Below are 15,890 nucleotides of genomic sequence, written 5' to 3' on the forward strand. Positions count from 1 at the left end.
GACCTTTGTAAAAGAAACGAAAAAACGAGGGCTGTTAGGGCCCCTCGCTCCTCATTTCATCGCTAAAAATCAATCAGTCCCACGCTGACCTGCAGCGCTTCGTCCACCTTGCGCATTGATTCTTCATCCAGATGCGTAATTTTGTCGGTCAGCCGCTGTTTGTCGATCGTACGGATCTGTTCCAGCAAAATGACGGAGTCCCGGTCAAAACCGTGCGTTTCCGCATCGATTTCCACGTGCGTCGGTAGCTTCGCTTTCTGAATCTGCGCCGTAATTGCGGCGACGATGACCGTCGGGCTGAAGCGATTGCCGATGTCGTTCTGGATAATCAGCACCGGACGGACGCCGCCCTGTTCGGAACCGACAACCGGTGAAAGATCTGCGAAGTACACATCGCCACGTTTTACAATCAAATTATTACACCCCGCTTACTAAGCGTACCAGCGTATTGTCCGCCTCTTCCTCCGCTTGAAAAGCTTCGTCCGCTATCGTTAGGTTGATTTTAGCCATCTCCATGTAGCCTTTCTGCATGGATTCGCGAAGGCTGCGTTTTTTGCGTTCAAGCAAGTACAGCTTCATGGCCTGGCGAATAAACTCGCTTCGGTTGGAGTTCTCCTTCTCCACAATGCCGTCGACCTCCTGTAATAGGTTGTCTGGCAAACTGATCATGATCCTCTTCGTGTTATGAGCATTATTCACCGATTTCGCACCCCCAAGAAACATCCGAAAACACTTTACTACCATTATGTCGATGCAGTAGTAAATTTATACTACTTCAGTATATATGCGTGTGGTATATCATTTATGCCATACGCATCGTCAAGCTCCCTTGTAATCTATTCGAGGGCATACCCTGAAATCCTGTTTTTCCTTCGGGAAAAATTGTGGAATTTTGATTAAGTCCTGTCGATCCGTTAAAAAAGATGTCTGAACAGGGAGTTGACCGCCTTCACTCTGCGGCCGCCGCTTACGTAAACGCGGGGAACCCGGTGAGAGATCATGCAGGTTACTTCATAATTAATCGTGCCCAGCTTAGAGGCGATTTCCTCCGCGGTTATGCGTTCTCCGCCCTGCTCGCCGAGCAGGACGACCTCGTCACCGAATGCCGCTTCCGGAATATCGCTCGTACTCAGCATACATTGATCCATACAGATCCGGCCAACGACCGGAGCTCTTCTGCCGCGGACCAGTCCTTCCGCTTTCCCCGTCAGCAGACGCGAGAAGCCGTCGGCATAGCCGATCGGCAGTGTGGCGATCCGTTCATCGCCTTGCGTGTGATAAATGGTGCCGTAGCTGACGCCCGATCCGGACGGAAGAGTCTTCAGATGGACGATCCCCGTTTTGAGGCTCAGTACGGGTTTCAGCCTGATCTGCTCTTTGTTTACCTCTTCGGAAGGATACAGGCCGTACATTGCAATGCCCAGACGCACCATGTTGTAAGTAAGTTCGGGCAGATCAATGGCAGTCGCGCTGTTGCCGGCGTGAACAAAAGGAAAACGGGCTCCCGGCAGCTCACCGGCCTTCCGGACGATCCCGGCGAATTTCGCGTGCTGTTCGTACGTATAAGCTTTGTCGCTTTCATCCGCATTGGCATAGTGGGTAAACAGCCCCTCGACCCGGATTCCCCGAGTCTGCAGCGCTCTCGCGATAAACGCGACCGCTTCGTCCTCGTCGTGCAGGCCGATCCGTCCCATGCCGCTGTCGATTTTAATATGAATGTTAAGCAGCGGTTTGTTCCCGCCCGCTGCGGCGTCACGCTGCGCGTACCCGGAAGCCGCTTCAAGCAGTTCTTCCGTATAAACGGTCAGCGTAATGTCGTGTTCCAGCGCAAGTCCGATCCCTTCCGGCGGCGTATAGCCCAGAACCAGGATAGGCGCCGTGATGCCGGCGTTCCTAAGCTCCATCGCTTCGTCGAGAAAAGCTACGGCCAGATAGGTCGCGCCGCATTCCATTGCCACTTTCGAAACCTCTACGGCGCCGTGGCCGTAGGCATCGGCTTTCAGAACCGCCATCATGTGTACGCTTCCCGGCAGCACGCGCCTGAAAGTCTCCAGGTTGCTGCGGAGCGCATCCAATGAAATTTCCACGTAAGTCGGACGGTAAAAAGCATCCACGTCAAAGTTCACCTTCTTCAAGACTGTACACGGGACAAGGGAGATCCCGAATAAACAGGGTCTCCCTTCCCTAATTGGCCGGCACTTCCGCCGTCCTCCGATACACCCATGTTAAAGGCTCCGCTGGATGAAGTCAATGCATTGTTCCGGGCAAAATTCCCCAATCCATGGGGCTTTGCGGGTTATTTGCCCGCTTCTTCGGCAACGGACTGGGCGATTTTGACAAGCTCGTCGTGCGGCAGGTCGGCGGTCGCCAGCCGGAATTCGATGCCGTCGTACGTCCACGTCAGCGTCTTCTTCTCGTCGCCGGTGACCACGCCGAGCGTGTAGCCCAGGTCGACGATATCGCCGGGCAGCACGGATACGGTCTGCGTCTGCGGCGCTACCTCGAGCAGCGTGTAGTTGTAGGTCCCCTGGTAGCGGACCATGATGCCCGTGTTCTCGCCGAGCTTCACATCCCGGATGTCCTGCTGCGCGACACCCTTGGGCATGTAGGACGGCTCGATGAGGCCGAAGCCCGCGCTGCTGTTGGCCGCGGCGGTTTTGTCCGCGCCGGCCGCACCGGTCGCGGCAGTGCCCGCCGCTGCGGGTGCTGGCTGCTTGGCGCCGGTGCCGTCGGCGGAGGCTGCGCCGCCCGCGGGAGCGCCTGGCGCAGCGGGCGTCTTGCCGGCGTCAGCCGCCGCGCCGCCGGAGCCCGCCGCCGCTGCCGGAGCCTTCGCGGAGCCGTCCGCGGCTTTGCCCAGCGACGCGGAGGGGGCTTTGCCGCCGTCGGCAGTGGCGGTGGCGCTTGCGCCGCTCGCTGGAGCGCCGGCAGCCGCGTCCTTGCCGGCGGCGCCTGCCGCGTTCGGCGCTGTCCCGGCTGCGGCCGATTTGCCGTCCGGGGATGCTGCGCCCGCGGCCGGCTGGGTTACCGCGCCGGAGACAGGCGCGTCCTTATCCAGCGATTTCAGATCCCAGCTGGTCATGTTGCGCTGCATGTCGAAGCTGTCCTTTTCCAGCTTTTTGCCAAACTCGAACTGCGTGAAATCAAGCTTGACGAGTACGTTCGAGCTGCTGTCGGAAACTTCGACCTTCTGCGGCGCGAGGCTTTTTTGATCCAGCCATATCTTCTGTCTCGCCATCTGTCCGCTGTTGGCATAATTCGCCGCCACGTCGAAGACGAACGAATTGCCCTCTTTCGTAAACTGACGCTCCGTGTCCAGCAGAATGCTTTGAGCCAAGGACTGGAACAGGTAGACCTGACCCTGATTCTCCGGCCAGTCGCTCTGGAACCGGAAGCTTTTATGCAGATGAGGCGTCAAAACAAAAACCCCGTCATCGTTTCGCAGCACAACCTGCGTGATGTCTTTTTTCTCATTGGTCAAGGAAATGCGGTAATAATGCGGCTGCTGGTACCACACTTCCACCTGGTATTCCTGCGGTTCCTGCCCGGTTTGAAGAACCATGCGTCCCGTGCCCTGATAACTTTCGAGCTTGCCGATCACATGATCCAAATCTTTTACTACCGATCCTGCATCCTTTTTTCCACAACCGGCCAGAAGCAATGCTGCACTCATCACGATGGCGAGTATCCATGTGACCCGACGCATGTCATCATCCCCTCATCCTTAAGTAAAATGTACTGATACATGTCTATGAAGGGACTTGGCCGATTATGCGGACTAGTTTGACAAGCCGTGATCCTGTCCTTGGCCGGCCTTGGTTTTTTTGGAGGGAGGATCCTGCACCGGAACGGCGGGAAGTTTGCATGCGGAAAAGGAGGCCTTCTGTTAAGAAGACCTCCTTTTGTTACCCGGCTGCGACCGCCATGTGTGTCAGGCTGAGCATATTCTAATCCGACTACTAGGAAGCTTCGGCCCGGACGGCAAGCTTGTGAAGCTCACCGGACAGGACGGAAGGAGTCATAGAGGCCGTATTGCTGAGCACGATAACCGTAATCCCCCGCTTTAAGTCGCGGACGAACGAAGAAGTGAATCCGTTAATTCCGCCGTGATGATACACGGTCCCGTCCGGCTCCGTCTGATTGAACCAGCCGTACCCGTACCCGGTCGGATTGTGCAGTTGGTACATGTCGGACTGGATGTCCTCCGGCAGGAGGCGGGTTTAGCGCAGCGCCTTGTCCCATCGGTACAGATCGGCTGCCGTCGAGTACAATCCGCCTGTATGGGAAGCGTTGCATAGCATTCCGGATGCAAAGTGTAAGCATTGTCAATACTTACGCCTACCACGAGTTACTGGACAATCAACTGAGATGACTTCATCTAACTTTTATTAATCTTATATGATTTTTGTTTTAATTCTCTTCTTCTGGTCTTTTGGATATGAAGAAAGAAAGCGCCGCATCCATGACTCAATCCTCTTTCAAACTTTCCAAAATCATATTCACTTTTTCGGCAACGTCCGAGTTCTGCTTCATCTTAGTGTACTCTCGGAATGCGTCCTGCAGGAGAGCGCCCTTCTCTCTCTTACTTACAAATGACCATGTATTCAGCAAGTCAATAAAATCGATATCGAATCTGAAACTGCTCGTCGTCTTTGATTTTGTCATTATGTCCCTCGATTCTATTAAAGTTCTTTCTCACCTTTGAAGTGAATACGACTTTTCTCTGAGAGCCTTGTGTTATATATATCACTCAGTATGTCCAAATATTGACTAATTTGATTACGTGGTTGTAGATAGCCACTCATATATTCAAGCTTCTTTATCATATTATCATGATTGTACTTCGTGCTGCTTGAAAATAACAGGAACGCTTTAATGAACTTTGTTGACTTATATGTTTCATGGAAGTACGGCGAGAAATCTTCAAGTTGGTCCATAAACACTTGCGCTGCTTCGATATTCTTCGCCTTATAGTGACCATTTTTGAACGTTGTCATCGCGTCCTGCTCGTTTAATTCTCCTCTTGTTAAAAAAATACCTAAAATCGGTGTAATCGCATTACCCTCAATAAAATCCTTCAGTAAAACGTAGTCAAAGAATTTCTCCTCTTTCTCAGCGTAGGTCGCGTAACCGTTTAGGAAGTCATTCGCCTTCCAATTATTGCTCTTTTCATTTAGACGGTGAACTTCAGATAGTCCGTATCCCTCACATATAATGTAGTACACCGATAGCCCCAAACTTGATTGTGCTTTAAAACGGTGCTGACCATCTATAATTTCATGTTTCTCATTCACGATGATTGGTGTGATCAATTGTTTCTGTTGCATCGACTCGATAAGACGCTTTACATGCAGTTCGTTGATGATTCTGTTTCCATCGATGGTATTAAACCTATCATAGTCTTTCGTTATGAATACTTCGGTGTATTTATCTTGGCTTTTTACTGCTTGCTCCATCATTCAGAATCTCTCCTTTGTTTTAAGCGTTGTAACCGCTTGATCTCGTTATTCACTCTATAATTATGCCTTTTTTCTTTACCGCATTGTTTGCACTCGGGACGGAATTTTTTCACAGTATAACTATAGTTGAACTCACGAAGTGGTTTCTCCATGTTGCACTTGGTGCAGGTCTTGGTCTGATTCAAATCAATGTCTTTCGGGATAACTTTCTCGATTTCAACATAGCCGATTGCCGCTATTCGCTCTTTGATCTGCTTTTCGCGCTTCCGATTACGATATTGAATGGACATACACATTTTGCAGGTATTTGAAAATCCATCCTTAGAACTGAGACTCTTTGTGAACTCATTTGCTTTTTTAATTTCTCTACATTTTTTGCATCGCTTCTCTATAATTACTCTTTCTAAGACTTGTTCCTTAATCTTTTCTCTTCGCTTCTTGCCAAGCTCTTGCCTACAAAGTTTGCAGTAGGTTTGTAAGCCATCTAATGAGTAGCTGTGTTTGCTGAACTCGCTTCTTTGTTTTAATTCCTTACAGCAAGAGCACTTCTTTTCGGCTACTTGGTACAAGTCAGGGTTTGCTTCGCGCTTTGCTTTAACGGCCAAGTCGTACTCAAGCTGTAACAATTTCTCGCAATCATGGCATGAGTTTCGCAATCCATCTTTTGTATATTTGTCCGTAAGGAACTCCTCTCTAAGTTTTATTCTATTACAACGAATGCACTGTTTTTCAACGACGAACTCCTTTGGTTTTAAAGCACGTTTTAAGAGATTTTCTTTACTTTTTGATCTCAAACATTGTTTACAATTATTTTCTTTCGAGTAAAACGCGGTGGTTGGTTTGACCTCCTTACACGTTTTACATTGTTTTTCGCCTATCATATATGCACGACCTCCTGATTTATATATTATATTAAAACAAGAAATATGTAAAACAAAAAATGAAGAGCCGCGATAAGTTAACAAAAAGAACCGTTTGGTTCCGCTTTATTGACACACCATAGAAAAAACAAAGAGGCTGTCCCATAAGTCGTAAATATTGACTTAGGGATTGCCCCTCTTCTTCATTATCTAATCGATATATTTTGTATACCAAAATATAATAATAAGCGAACCTGCTTCATCTTATTTTCGTGCCATCAATATTACCGGTGCGTTTTTGAGCAAATTTCTATTATTATCGAGACCTGTCATGGACATGCCCACAAGACCCATATAGGAGAAGTAACTGTGTCCGCTTGCCCCTCCGATCACTTTCCCAAGCAGGACATTAGCCGGAATTAGAGTGTTTGAACTGGGAACGCAGTTCGAATTCGAGCGGCTTTCCCCGCAACCCGATAAGCTCGTCCACGCTCCGGCGGATTTTGACCTATTCTCCGAACGCGGTCTGCTCCGTAAGATTCGGAATTCCGGAAGTGTGCATCAAAAAGGTGCTGCAGCGTGATCCGGCTCCCCGACGGAAATCTGGGCACGTATTCCAACACAGGATCGCCGGTACGGAGTGCTCCTTTTGCCGCAAGCTACATAACGGCCGATGCCGTCAGAGGCTTCGTAACGGAACCGATCCGGTACACTGTGTCCGGCCTGCTCGCCGTCTTCAGTTCACGATTGGCCCAATCTTAGGCCTCGTGAAACAAAATGTCACCGGTTACGGACACAAACACCGTTCCATCAAAGCCTTCTCGACTTGTGGATAATAGTACTTTTTCATCTAACAGTCGGTTCAAGTGATTTCTTTTCATCCTGACCACCTTTTATCGTCTGCGGAGGTTCCATCGTCAACATCTCCTCCATCGCGGGTATTGTCGTCCTTAATTTCACCAACGGCTATACCGCGGCCAAAGGAGCCCTCCGCTCCTTATCGAAAGCATCGGCTGTCGAGCTGGCCCCGGATAAAATCCGCGTGAACTCCGTTCACCCGGGCATTATCGTGACGCCGATGATCCTGGAAGCCCTCGATCAGGGCGCGGGACACATGTTCGAAGCGGGTACTCCGCTGCCCCGCCTGGGCAAGCTCGAGGACATCGCGTACGGAGTCCTTTATCTGGCTTCGGACGAGTCTTCGTTCGTACCGGCACGGAGCTGATCATTGACGGCGGCTGGACGGCGAGATAAGAAGGATTTTCCAGATGCCCTAGGGTAAACCGCCCAAATTGAAAGCCGCCGAAACCGGGAAGACCGGCTCGGCGGCTTTTCTATTATTTTTCCCCTCATTAGTTCACCAGGTAAAGAAACCCGCCGATAATGACCGCCCACATGACGGCTCCCATCAACACTCCGATGATCAGCCCCCGCCCCATTGGCATTTGATCGTCCCGGTAAGCGTCTTCATGATCGATCATAAAAAAACCTCCCCGTTACCAAGATATGATCCTAGTATCGGGAAGATTCGGGCGGAATATACTTAATAAGCATTTTTGTTCGTAAAGCCGTTTACGATCGTTTTCCAGATAATCTTGATGTCGAAGAGGAACGACCAATTTTCGATATAGAAAATATCGTGCTGAATCCGGTCCGAAATCGAGGTGTCCCCACGGAGACCGTTGCTCTGCGCCCAGCCTGTAATCCCCGGACGAATATGATGCTTCACCATATATTTCGGAATCTCTTCTTTAAACTGCTCCACGAAAAACGGCCGTTCCGGACGCGGTCCGACTACACTCATATGCCCGAAAAGCACATTGAAAAACTGAGGCAGCTCATCGAGGCTCGTTTTGCGGAGAAAGGCGCCCAGCTTCGTTTTGCGGGGATCGTCGGCCGTCGTCCAGCCGGTGTCGGACGTGTTCGCCGTCTCCTGGCGCATCGAGCGGAATTTGTACATATAAAATTTTCGCCGGTTTAACCCTACCCGCTCCTGCTTGAAAATCACCGGGCCGGGCGACGTCAGTTTGATTGCCGAGGCAATCACGATCATCACCGGTAGGGTGATCAGGATAGCCGTGAGCGAAAACGCGAGGTCGAAAGCCCGTTTGATCACGCGGTTGCTGATCATATCGAGCGGAATATCGCGCACATTGATGAGCGGCATGCCCGCGAAATTATCGAAAAACGGCCGCGCCGGCAAATAATCGAAGAAGTCGGGAATGATCAGCGTCCGCACGCCCGCCTTCTCGCAAGCCGCGATAATACGCGGGAATTTGTGATGGACGTCCAGCGGCAGCGCGATAATGACTTCATCGATCAATTTGTCCTGGAGAATTTCGTCCAGATCGTCCAGACTGCCGATGACCGGCTTGTAGGGAGCCGCAGGAAGCTCCTTGTGCTCCGGATGCTCTCCATGATCATCGAGAAACCCGATAATTTCATAGCCCAGCTCCGGGTGCTGCAGCAGCTTATCGTGAAAGCGCCTGCCCAGCGTACCCGCTCCCAGAATGAGCACAAACTGTTTGTTGTAGCCTTTCTCGCGAAGACGCTTGAGGCTTTCTTTCAAAACGTAGCGGTATACGGTGATGAGCACAATATCCAGCACGATATACATCGCCAGAAATTCACGCGAAATATGCACTTCTTTGAAGAAGAAGAGCAAGCTGAGCTGGATGAACAAGCTGATCAGATGCGTCTGCACGATTTTGATCAGCGCATCGGCAAACCGCTTCTTGCGGTTTGGCCCGTACAGCCCGACGAAAAAGCCGACCGCTACGGCGACCGCACCGTAAACCGCACTCCAAACGGCATATACGGAGATGGGAATCGGCTGGTTGGCATCCAGCCAACCGCTCTCGAATTTAACCCACCAGGCGATCAGGAAGGCGGTCTGAATCACAGCGAAATCAAAAATCGCATAGACCTGGGTTAGAAATTGTTGATTTCTGCGAAGCATGGAAGATTCACCTCAAAAATCGTTGGTAGGAGACAACGCAATCGTTGCCGCATGATGAATACGATCAATACGTTACGCTCCGACATCCGTTTGGTTCAGGGACTTCTTCACCGGCAGCGCCTTATTTTTCAGCAGCGCAAGCCCGAACTTGACCGCCACTCCCATATAAACGGCGGCATTCGTCACAAACGAGTAATTACGCTTGTAATGTTTACGATGAAACAAGATCATGGCCCTGTGAAATTCATAGATGATTTTATACGGCTTGCGCCGGCTGCTGGCGCCTTTATAATGGATAATCTTGGTGCGAGGGTAATAATAAATTTGCCAGCCTGCTTCCTTGATCCGGTAGCACCAGTCCACGTCTTCCCCATACATGAAAAACTCTTCGTCGAGCATTCCGACTTCCTCGATCGTTTTCCTGCGGACCATCATAAAAGCTCCGACCAAGCAATCGACTTCGTATTCCTCGTCGGGATCCAAATACCCCAGCTGGTATTGATTGAACCTGGGACGATCCGGAAACAGCTTCGAAAACCCGAACGCATAATAAAAAGACGCCGACGGCGTCGGAAACCCGCGTTTGCACGCTTTATCGAGAGAACCGTCGGGCAGTACAACCTTGCAGCCGGCTGCGCCGACCTTAGGATGTCGGTTCATATAATCCAGCATGATTTGGAACGTATCCGGCTCCACAATCGTATCCGAGTTCAACAATAGAATATATTGGCCCTGCGCTATTCTTATGCCCTGATTGTTCGCTCGGGAAAAACCGACGTTTTCCTGATTCGCGATCAAATCTACCTGCGGAAACTCGCTTCGAATGAAAGAAACGGAATCATCCGAGGAGTTGTTATCAATCAAAAGTACTTCGTATGTATACCCCGTAACGGAAGCATATACCGAATGCAGACAATCGAGCGTCAGCCGACGGGTATTGTAATTGACGATGATAATGCTTAAGTCCATCTGAATCTCCATCCGAATTTTACTAGATATTCCTAGTATACCATGCAAGATTGGGAATAGGCTAAAACCGCCTCAAATAAAAAAGACCTTTGGTAATTCAAGGCCTCCTGGATTTCCAATTGAGAAATAACCCCATATTCCGTGCAAATCCTATTTTATAAAACCCGTTCTTAAGGAGGGAAAACCGGCCCCTTACAAAAGAGCTGTTCTCCAGCTCGATAAATTTCTGCAAGAGCACGCGTTTTTCTTCCGGGAGCCTCTTCGAAAATTGTTCTTCAAAAGCCCTCGCTTGACGTATATTCTTTTCCAGATAAACCGGTTCTAAAAGCTTAGTCTTGATGTAAGACATCCCGAACCGCTTAGCTCCTACGTTGTTTTCACCGTGCTGCCGGTACAAAATCGTCGGCTCCGGCAAATAGCCGATGCTGCCGAACGCGCTGGCGGCCAAACCGATCCACCAATCATGCATAATCGCGTCCGCATGTACGGGAAGGCTGAGCTCGGCCAACCGGCGGTTTATCATCATGGTGCAGCCCGTAATGACATTCTGCATGAGCAGGCGCGGAAACGAATCCTTAGCGGGATCCAGCTTTTGATAGTTCCAGAAAGACGGGTTAAGCTCCCGCTGCTGCTCGTTGACTACTTTTAAATCCGTGTGAATCAATAAGGGCCTCTGCTCATGTGTCTTTTCCAGCTGCTTCATTTTAGCCAAAGTCTTTTCGATCTTGTCTGGAAGCCAGACATCGTCCTGGTCCGCGAACATAAAATAATTCGCATTTGACCCTAAGAGGCCTTCCTGAAGCAGCCGGCCGAAGCTTAATTTCGGTCCTTTGTTATCTTCTTGCGGCATTAATCGGACACAATCGTACTGCATTTCGTACTGCGTTAAAATAGCCAAAGTCTTATCGCTGGATCCGTCATCTCTCACAAGGATGCTCGTATTGGAATGAGACTGGGCTAATATCGAATTCAGCTGACTTTCAAGAAAGTTAGCTCCGTTATATGTAGATAAAAGCACAACGACCCGTTCATTCCCCATTCCGGTATTCCTTAAGAAAGTCTCTCAGCCCTTCCTTCCAGCCTCTTAAATCCTGAAAACCGTTGGAGCGAATGCCCATGTGGTCCATTACGGAAAATGGCGGCCGTTCCGCGGGACGCGGAAATTCATCCGTGGTGCAGGGGTTTATTGCCACTTTCAAATCCGATTGCTCGAATATCTCTTTAGCAAATTCGTACCATGTACACGTTCCGGCGTTGGAAGCATGGTAAATTCCGTACTTCTCCGTTTGTACAAGTTCCAGAAGAAAGGAAGCCAAATCAGCCGCATAAGTCGGGGAGCCCGTTTGGTCATGAACTACATTTAATGAAGTTTTCTCTCCACCCAACTTCAGCATAGTCTTTACGAAATTCTGCCCGACCCGGCCGTAGACCCACGATGTCCGCACGATAAAATACCGGCTGCTTAACGTCTGAGTAAGAATTTCACCGGCCCTCTTAGACTTTCCGTAAATACTTTGGGGATTGGTATTGTCATATTCGTTGTACGGCGTACTCCCTCTGCCGTCGAATACGTAATCCGTGCTGACATAACAAAACTTCACGTTATGTTTCTCCGCTTCCACAGCCAAATTACGCGTTCCGCTTGCATTGACGCGGTAAGCCGCGTCGGGCTCGCTTTCCGCCTTGTCTACGGCCGTATAGGCGCCGCAATGAATCAGAACGTCCGGCTTGATTTCATGAATAATCCGCCCGCACGCCGTCTGATCCGTAAAATCCAGCTTTTCACGTCCGTATCCGTAGACTTCGTGCCCCTCGGCTTCAAACAGCCTGCAAACTTCGCTTCCAAGTTGTCCTTTTGCTCCGGTAACTAAGATTTTCATAGGAACCTCCGTGTTTCTTAAGAACCGTACTGCTGTTCATAATAGGATTGATAGGCCCCGGAACGTATCCGTTCCCACCACTCTTTATTGTCCAGATACCATCGTATGGTCTCCTGGATACCGGACTCGAAGTTATGCTTGGGCTGCCAGCCCAGTTCCGCCGTTATTTTGCTTGCATCAATTCCATATCTGCGGTCATGTCCGGGACGATCCTGAATAAACGTAATTAATTGTTCGGATTTGCCGAGTGCGGCCAAGATCGTTTGGATGATAACAAGATTGGTGCGCTCATTGTTCCCTCCGATATTGTACACTTCCCCATTTCGCCCGCTGTGCAGAACCAGATCGATCGCCGAACAATGATCTTCCACGTAAAGCCAGTCTCGTATGTTGAGACCGTCTCCATAAACGGGAAGAGATTTCCCATCCAGGGCATTGGCAATCATAAGAGGTATTAGCTTCTCCGGAAACTGATACGGCCCATAATTGTTGGAACAGCGTGTAATATTAACCGGCAGTCCGAATGTTTCGTGATAAGCGCGAACCAGCATGTCGCCACCGGCTTTACTAGCCGAATAAGGACTGTTAGGAGCCAGCGGAGTTGTTTCCGAGAATAGTCCCGTCTCGCCAAGAGAGCCGTACACTTCATCTGTGGAAACCTGTACAAATTTAGTAATCCCACGGGCTTTTGCGGCATCAAGCAGCACTTGAGTCCCCATAACATTGGCTTGAACAAAAATGCCTGGATCCAGAATACTGCGATCCACATGAGACTCGGCCGCAAAGTTTACGACGACGTCAACGCCCAAATCGAAAGCCTGCTCAACAGCATTCCGGTCGGAAATATCTCCTTTTAAGAACCGGTAGTTGGGATGGTTCTCCACCGTTTTTAGATTCTCTAGGTTTCCGGCATAGGTTAAAGCATCCAAATTGACGATCTGGTAATCCGGGTATTTCTTAAGCATATACAGAACGAAGTTACTTCCGATAAAACCCGCTCCGCCTGTTACGAGAAGTTTCATGATTGAACCTCCTCATCAAAGTTGTTATCCGCATCCGCCAAGCGCGGGTGTTTTTCATCTTTTGCGGAAAGAATAGGGCTGGATGTGGGCCAATCGATAGCAAGCGCGGGATCGTTCCACATGATCCCCCTATCATTTTCGGGAGAATAATACTCGTCTACCTTATACAGTACTTCCGTGTTGGGCACCAGCGTGCAAAAACCGTGAGCGAAGCCTCTCGGCACCAGAAGCTGGCGCTTATTCTCCGAGCTGAGGATAAATCCCAGCCACTGGCCGTACGTCGGCGACTTTTTGCGTATGTCCACGATAACATCGTAAATGGCGCCGGCAAGGACACGGATAAGCTTGGTTTGCGCTTTGGGTTTGAGCTGATAGTGAAGGCCGCGAAGAACCCCTGTTTCGGCAGACAACGAGTGATTATCTTGGATGAAGCTGTAGGCGATACCCAGTTCTTCAAATCTTTTTTGGTTATAGCTTTCCATGAAAAAGCCACGGCTGTCGCCATGGACTGTAGGTTCGATTATTAGCGCTTCAGGGAAAATTGTAGGAACTGTTTTCACGATTAAGTCCCCTTTCCATTTAAGGCTTTAATTTGCCGAACTCCTCACCGTATGCAATATCTTTAGCAAGCTCATTTGCACGAGCCAGAGAGGAGTGGGTTCCTGCATCCGTCCACCAGCCTTGAAGAATATCGAAAGTCAGCTTTCCTTGTTCAATATATGCGTTATTGACATCCGTTATCTCAAGCTCTCCACGTGCTGAAGGCTTTAATGTCTTGATTATATTAAATACTTGGCTGTCATACATATAAATCCCCGTCACAGCATAATTGCTGCGAGGATGTGAAGGTTTTTCTTCAATCGAAATTATTTTATCACCATGGAGTTCCGGAACACCGTAACGTTGAGGATCAGGGACTTCCTGAATTAGGATCTTGGCCCCCTCTGATTGCTTACGAAACTTGTCCACATATGCAGAGATGTCTTCTTCAAATACATTATCTCCAAGAATAACCACCATTTGTTCGTTGCCGACGAAATGTTCCGCCATTCCAAGTGCCTGAGCAATGCCACCAGCCTCGTCCTGAACTTTATAGGTAAATGTCAGCGAAAAATCGCGTCCGCTTCCGAGTAAGTTGACGACATCGCCCATATGTTCTTTGCCAGTTACAATCAAGATATCTTGGATACCTGCTTGTTTCAATTTAATAAGGGAGTGATACAGCATCGGGTATTTACCGACAGGTAGGAGGTGCTTATTCGTAACTTTGGTAAGCGGAAAAAGCCTGGAACCTGTACCACCTGCAAGGATGATTCCTTTCATGGCGTATCTGTCTCCTTTTTAGGTTTGCTTTTAAAAGCCCACACTTTATTTAGAGTAAAGTTACAGATTGGCACTATCACGATACTCAATACTTGCCCATAAACATACCAACTATTTAATATATTAACTACAAAAAACAATAGAAACAGATTCAAGAGTAAACCTGTTAATGAGACTAAACAATATTTAATAAATACATAAACATTTCTTCTTTGTGAAAATGTAAATCTGCTATTTAAAAAATAAGAAATAACTAGAGAAACTATAAATCCAAAGATTGAAGCAACTAGTGGTTTTATATGATAAATTTCAACCAAAAATGCAAGAGTTCCTGTATGGACGGCAGTACCGATTAAACCTATAACACCATATTTAAAAAACTGAGACATTCTTTTCTTAAACTTTAACATAATTATATTCTTTATCTTGCTTATTCAGATTATTTTCTTTACTGCGGTATGTCACTGACTCTCTAACCAGATACCTAGGGCGCATTTTTACTTCTTCGTATATTTTAGCTAAATATTCACCGATAATTCCTAAAGCTATCATCAATATACTCCCAATGATTAACAGCAATATTATCACCGTGGTAAAACCGCTGATCGCTTCACCCGATATTTTTTGATATAAGGTATTAGTACCGAGTAGAAGAGAGCCTAACAAGAAAATGAACCCAATTGTTGTGATAAATTGGAGAGGTATTGTTGAAAATGCTGTTATTGCATTTTTGGCTAATTTAAATAAGGCAGGTACAGACCATTTGGAAACTCCATCTACTCTTGCAGCCACTACAAATGGTACGGAGGATCGTTTGTATCCTAACCACGCGGCCATTCCCCTGAAAAACGTAATTCTTTCTCGCATTTGCCGCCATGCATCAATTGCTTTAGAATCTAACAACTTGTAATCGGACGCCCCAGTAAGTTCATAACCGGTAAACTTATTAAGAAGAATATAAAATAACTTAGACGATAATTTATATGCAAAAGATTCATGCCCTCTATTTATTTTAACTGCATCTACAATATCATAACCTTCTTTCCACAGGCGCATCATTTCGGGAATTATATCTGGCGGATGTTGAAGATCAGCATCCATTATTATGCAAACCTCGCCTGATATATAATCTAACCCAGCACACAAAGCTGCCTCTTTACCAAAATTCCTGCTTAGTTGGATTCCTACGACTTCCTTAAACATTTTTGAGAGATCATTAATCTCTTTCCAAGTATTATCTTTTGATCCATCATCAATTAAGATTACTTCAAAATCGCAAGCGAGAGTAACTATTACTTCCATTATTTTTTTTACGCTGTTAACGAGATGCTTTTCTTCGTTATAAACAGGAATAACTAGAGATAATGTGACTGTAGGGCTCATTTTATTCCTCTTCCTAGTTTAATAGAATATTAGCTGCC

At 48.1% G+C, this 15,890-nt stretch carries 18 protein-coding genes and 1 pseudogene; 2 read left to right on the forward strand and 17 right to left on the reverse strand.

All coding sequences use genetic code 11. The features are described from left to right. Nucleotides 1-62: 62 nt before the first annotated feature. The 7 genes from ABH899_RS27475 to ABH899_RS27505 all read right to left on the reverse strand — a co-directional run bounded on the left by ABH899_RS27475 (nt 63) and on the right by ABH899_RS27505 (nt 6,337). The gene (locus ABH899_RS27475; RefSeq protein WP_009675190.1) at nt 63-413 is read right to left on the reverse strand and encodes a type II toxin-antitoxin system PemK/MazF family toxin; all 351 of its coding nucleotides are present in this window, start codon (nt 411-413) and stop codon (nt 63-65) included. A gap of 4 nt (nt 414-417) precedes the next feature. Next, a complete protein-coding gene (locus ABH899_RS27480; RefSeq protein WP_036740450.1) occupies nt 418-699 on the reverse strand; it encodes a CopG family ribbon-helix-helix protein in 282 nt (93 codons plus the stop codon). Between the two features lie 215 nt (nt 700-914). Then, the gene (gene alr / locus ABH899_RS27485; RefSeq protein ID WP_370001992.1) at nt 915-2,114 is read right to left on the reverse strand and encodes an alanine racemase; all 1,200 of its coding nucleotides are present in this window, start codon (nt 2,112-2,114) and stop codon (nt 915-917) included. Nucleotides 2,115-2,296: 182 nt separating this feature from the next. Beyond that, complete coding sequence (locus ABH899_RS27490) at nt 2,297-3,703, reverse strand: DUF4367 domain-containing protein (RefSeq protein WP_370001993.1); 1,407 nt, start codon at nt 3,701-3,703, stop codon at nt 2,297-2,299. 253 nt (nt 3,704-3,956) lie between these two features. Further along, nucleotides 3,957-4,184: a serine hydrolase gene (locus ABH899_RS27495; protein ID WP_370001995.1), complete on the reverse strand. Its 228-nt coding sequence runs from the start codon at nt 4,182-4,184 to the stop codon at nt 3,957-3,959. A 495-nt stretch (nt 4,185-4,679) separates the two neighbouring features. Beyond that, a complete protein-coding gene (locus tag ABH899_RS27500; protein ID WP_370001997.1) occupies nt 4,680-5,456 on the reverse strand; it encodes a ParB N-terminal domain-containing protein in 777 nt (258 codons plus the stop codon). Then, nucleotides 5,453-6,337 carry a hypothetical protein gene (locus ABH899_RS27505; RefSeq protein ID WP_370001999.1) on the reverse strand — a complete coding sequence of 295 codons (885 nt, stop codon included), beginning with the start codon at nt 6,335-6,337 and terminating at the stop codon, nt 5,453-5,455. The genes ABH899_RS27500 and ABH899_RS27505 overlap by 4 nt, the downstream gene beginning before the upstream one ends. A gap of 558 nt (nt 6,338-6,895) precedes the next feature. Here ABH899_RS27505 and ABH899_RS28625 point away from each other — a divergent pair. Together ABH899_RS28625 and ABH899_RS27515 are read left to right on the forward strand one after the other, a co-directional pair. Then, on the forward strand, nt 6,896-7,078 hold the full coding sequence (locus ABH899_RS28625; protein WP_483312626.1) for a hypothetical protein: 183 nt from the start codon (nt 6,896-6,898) through the stop codon (nt 7,076-7,078). 142 nt (nt 7,079-7,220) lie between these two features. Next, nucleotides 7,221-7,570 (forward strand): annotated as a pseudogene (locus tag ABH899_RS27515) (SDR family oxidoreductase); the annotation flags it as partial. Between the two features lie 98 nt (nt 7,571-7,668). On the opposite strand, the gene ABH899_RS27520 reads toward ABH899_RS27515, so the two are convergent. From ABH899_RS27520 to ABH899_RS27565, 10 genes are all read right to left on the reverse strand, one after another. Further along, complete coding sequence (locus ABH899_RS27520; RefSeq protein ID WP_009675220.1) at nt 7,669-7,797, reverse strand: hypothetical protein; 129 nt, start codon at nt 7,795-7,797, stop codon at nt 7,669-7,671. Between the two features lie 62 nt (nt 7,798-7,859). Further along, nucleotides 7,860-9,275, reverse strand: a complete 1,416-nt coding sequence (locus tag ABH899_RS27525; RefSeq protein WP_370002001.1) for an undecaprenyl-phosphate glucose phosphotransferase — start codon at nt 9,273-9,275, stop codon at nt 7,860-7,862. 72 nt (nt 9,276-9,347) lie between these two features. Next, a complete protein-coding gene (locus tag ABH899_RS27530; protein ID WP_370002003.1) occupies nt 9,348-10,244 on the reverse strand; it encodes a glycosyltransferase family 2 protein in 897 nt (298 codons plus the stop codon). A gap of 97 nt (nt 10,245-10,341) precedes the next feature. After that, nucleotides 10,342-11,283: a glycosyltransferase family 2 protein gene (locus ABH899_RS27535; RefSeq protein WP_370002004.1), complete on the reverse strand. Its 942-nt coding sequence runs from the start codon at nt 11,281-11,283 to the stop codon at nt 10,342-10,344. Then, nucleotides 11,273-12,124 carry a dTDP-4-dehydrorhamnose reductase gene (gene rfbD / locus ABH899_RS27540; RefSeq protein WP_370002006.1) on the reverse strand — a complete coding sequence of 284 codons (852 nt, stop codon included), beginning with the start codon at nt 12,122-12,124 and terminating at the stop codon, nt 11,273-11,275. The genes ABH899_RS27535 and rfbD overlap by 11 nt, the downstream gene beginning before the upstream one ends. Before the next feature lie 17 nt (nt 12,125-12,141). Then, complete coding sequence (rfbB, locus tag ABH899_RS27545; protein WP_370002008.1) at nt 12,142-13,146, reverse strand: dTDP-glucose 4,6-dehydratase; 1,005 nt, start codon at nt 13,144-13,146, stop codon at nt 12,142-12,144. Beyond that, entirely contained in the window at nt 13,143-13,706 is a 564-nt protein-coding gene (rfbC, locus tag ABH899_RS27550) for a dTDP-4-dehydrorhamnose 3,5-epimerase (RefSeq protein ID WP_370002010.1), read from the reverse strand. The genes rfbB and rfbC overlap by 4 nt, the downstream gene beginning before the upstream one ends. A 19-nt stretch (nt 13,707-13,725) precedes the next feature. Then, nucleotides 13,726-14,469: a sugar phosphate nucleotidyltransferase gene (locus tag ABH899_RS27555; RefSeq protein ID WP_370002012.1), complete on the reverse strand. Its 744-nt coding sequence runs from the start codon at nt 14,467-14,469 to the stop codon at nt 13,726-13,728. Beyond that, nucleotides 14,466-14,879 carry a GtrA family protein gene (locus ABH899_RS27560; protein WP_218230765.1) on the reverse strand — a complete coding sequence of 138 codons (414 nt, stop codon included), beginning with the start codon at nt 14,877-14,879 and terminating at the stop codon, nt 14,466-14,468. The genes ABH899_RS27555 and ABH899_RS27560 overlap by 4 nt, the downstream gene beginning before the upstream one ends. Beyond that, nucleotides 14,866-15,852: a glycosyltransferase family 2 protein gene (locus ABH899_RS27565; protein WP_370002015.1), complete on the reverse strand. Its 987-nt coding sequence runs from the start codon at nt 15,850-15,852 to the stop codon at nt 14,866-14,868. Before ABH899_RS27565 ends, ABH899_RS27560 begins: the two co-directional genes overlap by 14 nt. Nucleotides 15,853-15,890: the final 38 nt, after the last annotated feature.

Source organism: Paenibacillus sp. RC84, from assembly GCF_041260495.1.
GTDB lineage: Bacteria > Bacillota > Bacilli > Paenibacillales > NBRC-103111 > Paenibacillus_F.